At 63.4% G+C, this 5514-nt stretch carries 7 protein-coding genes; all 7 read right to left on the bottom strand.

Annotated features, from left to right (window positions below; all coding sequences use genetic code 11):
* Positions 1–814: FHIPEP family type III secretion protein (locus RR928_RS24035; protein WP_332684570.1), on the bottom strand; the 814-nt coding region annotated here is incomplete at its 3' end.
* 12 nt (positions 815–826) lie between these two features.
* On the bottom strand, positions 827–1993 hold the full coding sequence (locus RR928_RS24040; RefSeq protein ID WP_332537054.1) for an EscU/YscU/HrcU family type III secretion system export apparatus switch protein: 1167 nt from the start codon (positions 1991–1993) through the stop codon (positions 827–829).
* 192 nt (positions 1994–2185) lie between these two features.
* On the bottom strand, positions 2186–2836 hold the full coding sequence (locus RR928_RS24045; RefSeq protein ID WP_332537055.1) for a protein phosphatase CheZ: 651 nt from the start codon (positions 2834–2836) through the stop codon (positions 2186–2188).
* A gap of 4 nt (positions 2837–2840) precedes the next feature.
* Positions 2841–3227 carry a chemotaxis response regulator CheY gene (gene cheY / locus RR928_RS24050; RefSeq protein ID WP_213305261.1) on the bottom strand — a complete coding sequence of 129 codons (387 nt, stop codon included), beginning with the start codon at positions 3225–3227 and terminating at the stop codon, positions 2841–2843.
* A 71-nt stretch (positions 3228–3298) separates the two neighbouring features.
* Positions 3299–4222, bottom strand: coding sequence for a flagellar motor protein MotB (motB, locus tag RR928_RS24055; RefSeq protein ID WP_332537057.1), 924 nt, complete (start codon positions 4220–4222; stop codon positions 3299–3301).
* Between the two features lie 27 nt (positions 4223–4249).
* The gene (gene motA / locus RR928_RS24060; protein WP_332537058.1) at positions 4250–5110 is read right to left on the bottom strand and encodes a flagellar motor stator protein MotA; all 861 of its coding nucleotides are present in this window, start codon (positions 5108–5110) and stop codon (positions 4250–4252) included.
* Positions 5111–5298: 188 nt separating this feature from the next.
* Positions 5299–5514: flagellin (locus tag RR928_RS24065; protein ID WP_332549849.1), on the bottom strand; the 216-nt coding region annotated here is incomplete at its 5' end.

Below are 5514 nucleotides of genomic sequence, written 5' to 3' on the forward strand. Positions count from 1 at the left end.
CCACGCGCGAGACCACCATGGCCGCGGCCACCGAGATCAGCAGGCCGGGAATCTGCGCGACCAGCGCATCGCCCACGGCCAGCAGGACGTAGTTGTCGGCGGCCTGACCGGCCGTCAGGCCGTGCTGGGCCATGCCGATGATGAAGCCGCCGACGATGTTCAGCACCAGGATCAGGATACCGGCGATCGCATCGCCGCGCACGAATTTCGAGGCGCCGTCCATGGAGCCGAAGAAGTTGGCTTCCTCGCCGACTTCGGCGCGGCGGCGCTTGGCTTCGTCTTCATTGATCAGGCCGGCGTTCAGGTCGGCGTCGACCGCCATCTGCTTGCCGGGCATCGCGTCCAGCGTGAAGCGCGCCGAGACTTCGGCAATGCGCTCCGCGCCTTTGGTGATCACCACGAAGTTGATCACCACCAGGATCGCGAACACGATCAGACCGACCGCGAAGTTGCCGCCGATCAGGAAGTGGCCGAAAGCCTCGATCACCGCACCGGCCGCGCCCGGGCCCGTGTGGCCTTCGAGCAGCACCACGCGCGTCGAGGCGACGTTGAGCGACAGGCGCATCAGCGTCGTGAGCAGCAGCACCGTGGGGAAGGCCGCGAAGTCCAGCGGCCGGATCATGTAGGCCGCGACCATCATCACCATCAGCGCGACCGCGATGTTCAGCGTGAAGAACGTGTCGAGCAGCCAGGGCGGAATCGGCAGCACCATCAGCGCCAGGATCGCCACCACCAGCAACGGGGCCGACATGCCCTGAGCGGCCGCGCCGTATTTGCTGCCCATGAGCTGCAGGGATTTCATCGAAGTGTTCATTGTGGCGCTGCCTTAGAGGGCTGCCCGCGGTTGCGGTGCGAGGGGGGCCGCCCGCTGGTGCGGGTCGAGTTCAGGAGGGACCGGGATTTCGTCAAGCGCCTGTGGCATCAGGCCTTCGCCGCGCATTGCGGCCTTGAGGCGGTAGACATAGGCCAGGACCTGGGCGACCGCGGTGTACAGCGGCGCGGGAATCGGCTGGTCGAGTTCGGCGTGCGCGTAGAGCGCGCGCGCCAGCATGGGGGACTGCAGCACGGGCACATCGTGGGCATTGGCCACTTCGCGGATCTTCTGCGCGAGCAGGTCCGTGCCCTTGGCAATGACCTGGGGCGCGTCCATGTTGGCTTCGTCGTAGCGCAGCGCCACGGCGTAGTGGGTCGGGTTCATGACCACGAAGTCGGCCTTGGGCACGGCGCCGATGCTGGCGCGGTTGGCGATCTCGCGTTGTTTCTGACGCAGCTTGCCCTTGATTTCGGGGTTGCCTTCCGATTCCTTGTGTTCCTGCTTGACTTCCTGGTGCGACATCTTGAGGCGCGACTTGAACAGGAAGGCCTGCAGCGGCACGTCGATCAGCGCGACCAGGAACACCACCAGCAGCAGCACGGCGACGCCGCCGGCCAGCCACTCGCCGACCATGGCCAGCGCCATGGGCGAAGGCTGGCTGATCACGCGCGCCATTTCCTCGAGACCGCCCGACAGGTACTTCCAGGCCACGAACGAGAGAATGATGGTCATCAGGACCATCTTCACCACGGTGACCATCTGCTGCTTGGAAAACAGGTTGGCAATGCCCGACAGCGGGTTGAGCCGGCTGAATTTCGGGGCTACCGGCGTGAAGCTGAAGATCCAGCCGCCGGCCAGAATGCCGCTGATCACCGCAGCCGAGATGGTTGCGAGCGCGAACAGCACGCAGGCGATCAGGCCGATGGCGCCCATCTGCAGCAGGCGCTCGAGCATCAGCGCGGGCGTCTGCACGATCTGGGCGTTGAACGAGAACTGGTGCGTGAAAGCCAGCTTGAGGTGGTTGGTCAGCGGCTGTGCGCCGATGAGCATCGCGGCCGCGCCCATGCCCAGGATCGCCAGGTGCGACAGGTCGCGCGAGCGCGCACCTTGGCCGTCCTTGCGCGTTTTTTGCAACTTGCGCTCGGTGGCGGGGAGATTTTTGTCTTGGCTGGAGTCCATGGCGTTTGTGACCGAATGTCACCGCCATTGTCGCCATGGCCTCGTTTCGCTAAAGCCCGAAAAGCAGCCGCGAAAGCCTGCTGTTCATCCGTGCCGGCAGGGGCTTGCCGCCCGTGAAGCAGGCGCGCGCCGGCCCAGGGGCCGGGGCATGGCCGTGCGAGCGGCCTGCGCCGCTCGGCCAAGGCCGGGTTTTCAGAACCCCAGGCTGGCCAGCAGGTCGTCGACCTGCGATTGCGAAGTCACGACTTCCGCCGTGCGCGTGCCTTCGACCACGGGACCGGCGAGCGATTCCGTGGCCACCGCGGCGCCGACCACGGCTGCGGGGGCGACAGAAGCCGCTACCGCCGGCGGCACGCCGCCTGGAGGCGCCGTCTGGATCAGCATCTGCACCAGCTGATCCTCGAGGTTGGACGCCAGGGCCACGACGCGACTGATCACCTGGCCGGTCAGATCGTGAAAGTCCTGCGCCATCATGATTTCGGTCAGATGCTCGTCGGCCTTCTGTGTCACGTCTTCCATGTCGGTGAGGAAGTTCATGATGTCGCCCTTGGCCACGGCCGCGACCGGGTCCTTGACCAGGGCTTCGACCATGCGCCGCGTTTCGCTGGCGATATAGGCCTGCTGGGCCTTCGCCTGCTCGACGCGGTTGAGCACCTTCTCGGCGGCCTCGCCCGTGAGCCGGGCGATATAGGACAGCCGGCTCTGGGCATCGGGCAACTCGTCCATGGAACCACGCAGCCGATCTGCCAAGCCCAGTTCATTGAGCGAATCATGCAGCTGACGCGTCAGCACACCAATCTTGTAGTGCAGTTCGCCGGGTTCGGCGGCCGTGTTGCTGTCCATGCTGTTACATCCCCAGCTTCTTCAGGATCAGGCCAACCTTTTCTTCGAGCGTGGCCTTGGTGAAAGGCTTGACGATGTAGCCTGCTGCGCCGTTCTGCGCCGCTGCCACGATGTCTTCCTTGCGGGCTTCGGCGGTCACCATCAGCACGGGGAGATGCTTGAGCTTCTCGTCCTGCTTGATTTCGGTGAGCAGCTGGAAGCCGTTCATGTTGGGCATGTTGATGTCGGTGACGACAAAATCGAACTTGCTGTTGCGCAGCTTGTGCAGCGCAACCACGCCGTCTTCGGCTTCATCGGCTTCGGGGTAACCACTTTCCTTGAGTAGATTGCGCACGATGCGGCGCATGGTGGAAAAGTCGTCAACGATCAAAAAACGCAAGGCATTAGCCACGTGAGACCCTTTCGGTCGTAATGTGCTCTGGAGAGAAAGACAAACTCGGTAGCAAGCGTGACAAAAGATTGCTATCGCGTGCCAGCGGGTGGATTGTCGTGCTTTTCTGCAACAGGCAAAGGCGTGTGCTCTTTGCCCAACAGCCGTTCTTCGGCTTCGCGGGTCAGCACGGTGATGGTAATGCGCCGATTTTGCGGCGCACGCGGGTTTGCTGTATCGAGCAGATCGCTTTCAGCCATGCCGACAACACGCGCGAGCTTGTCCGCGGGCATGCCCGCGGCAATCAGCTCGCGACGCGAGGCATTGGCACGGTCGCCCGAAAGCTCCCAGTTGCTGTAGCCCCGGCTGCCGTTGCCATAAGGCGCGGCGTCGGTGTGGCCGGAAAGGCTGATGCGATTTTCGGTCTCGCCCAACGCGGCGCCCACGGCACGCAGGATGTCCTGCATGTAGGGCTTCACGATGGCGCTGCCGCTGTCGAACATGGGGCGGTTCTGCTCGTCCACGATCTGGATCTGCAGTCCGTCGGGAGTCACCAGCACGCGGATCTGCGAGCGGTACTCGTTGAGTTTGGGGTTGCCGGTGATCATGGCGTCGACCTTGGCCTGCAGCGATTTGATGCGCACCGCATCCTGGCGCGCGCGCTCGGCCTTGGCCGCGTCCAGGCTTTGCTTGCGGTCGGCCTTTTCGTTCGATTCGGAGCGCTGCACCTGGCCGTGGACCTTGGACAGGTCGTTGCCGCCGCCGGGAATGATGCTCGAGCTGTTGCCCGAACCATCGCCGCCCTGCATCGCCACCTTGAGCGGCGCGTTGAAATAGTTGGCAATGCCCTGCAGGTCGCCCTTGGAGGTCGACCCCAGCAGCCACATCAACAGGAAAAACGCCATCATCGCCGTCATGAAGTCGGCGTAGGCGATCTTCCAGGCACCGCCATGCGGGGCATGGGCGGCCTTCTTGATGCGCTTGACGATGATGGGTTGGAGTTTTTTGTCAGCCATGGTGCGGTACGCCGGTGGAGTCCGGGCTTACTTCTTGCCCTTGACGTGGTTTTCGAGTTCCAGGAAGCCGGGACGCTCGGTCGAGAACAGCACCTTGCGACCGAATTCGATCGCGGTCGCGGGGTTGTAGCCCTGCATGCTGGCGAGCAGCGTGGTCTTGATGCATTCGAATTCCTTGGCTGCATCCATCGTACGCTGCTCGATCAGGCCGGCAATCGGCTCGACCACGGCATAGGCCAGCAAGATCCCGAGGAAAGTGCCGACCAGCGCCGAGCCTATCATCGCGCCGAGCACGGCGGGCGGCTGGCCGACCGAGCCCATGGTGTTCACCACGCCCAGCACGGCCGCGACAATCCCGAACGCGGGCAGCGCGCCAGCGACCTTGCCCAGGGCCGCGATGGGTGCATGCGACTCCTGGTGGTGGGTCTCGATTTCGCTTTCCATCAGCGATTCGATTTCGTGGGCGTTGAGATTTCCCGAGACCATCATGCGCAGATAGTCGGTGAGGAATTCCATGATGTGGTGGTCCTTGAGCAATTCCGGGTACTTCTGGAAGATCGGAGATTCCTCGGGTGCCTCGACATCGGACTCGATGGCCATCAGGCCTTCCTTGCGCGCTTTCTGCAGGATTTCGTAGAGCAGGGCCATCAGCTCGAGAAAGCGGTCCTTGTTGTATTTGGAGCCTTTGAGCGCGGCGGGCAGCGCGCGCATCGTGGCCTTGATCACCTTGGGCTGGTTCGAAACGATGAACGCCCCTAGCGCTGCCCCCCCGATGGTGAGCATTTCAAATGGCAGGGCCTTTGCGACCACGCCGATATTGCCGCCGTGCATGACATAGGTGCCGAAGACACAGGCGAGGCCGATGAGTAAACCAAGAATGACGAGCATGGGGGGATTGTGTCAAAGTGTGAAGGTGCTCAACATCCGAAAAAAGCCCGGAAAGCTGGATTGTTCGCTGGAACTGCGTTGTGCTATAGGGGCACAACACGCCAAAAGGCGCGCAGCCATGGGGCGCGCGCCTGTCTTGCCGGCCGCGGCCTGCACAGCGACAGGCATGATTGCTTGATCCGCGGATCTCAGCTTTGCAGCAGTTGCAGCACTTGCTGGGGCAACTGGTTGGCCTGGGCCACCATGGCCGTGCCGGCCTGCTGCAGGATCTGCGTGCGCGACAGGTTGGCGGTTTCCTTGGCGAAGTCCGCGTCGACAATGCGTCCGCGCGCCGCCGACAGGTTTTCCACCTGGATGTCGATGTTGCTGACGGCGTTCTCGAAGCGGCTTTGCATCGCACCCAG

It is taken from the genome of Comamonas sp., from assembly GCF_036666375.1.
Taxonomy (GTDB): domain Bacteria; phylum Pseudomonadota; class Gammaproteobacteria; order Burkholderiales; family Burkholderiaceae_C; genus Comamonas.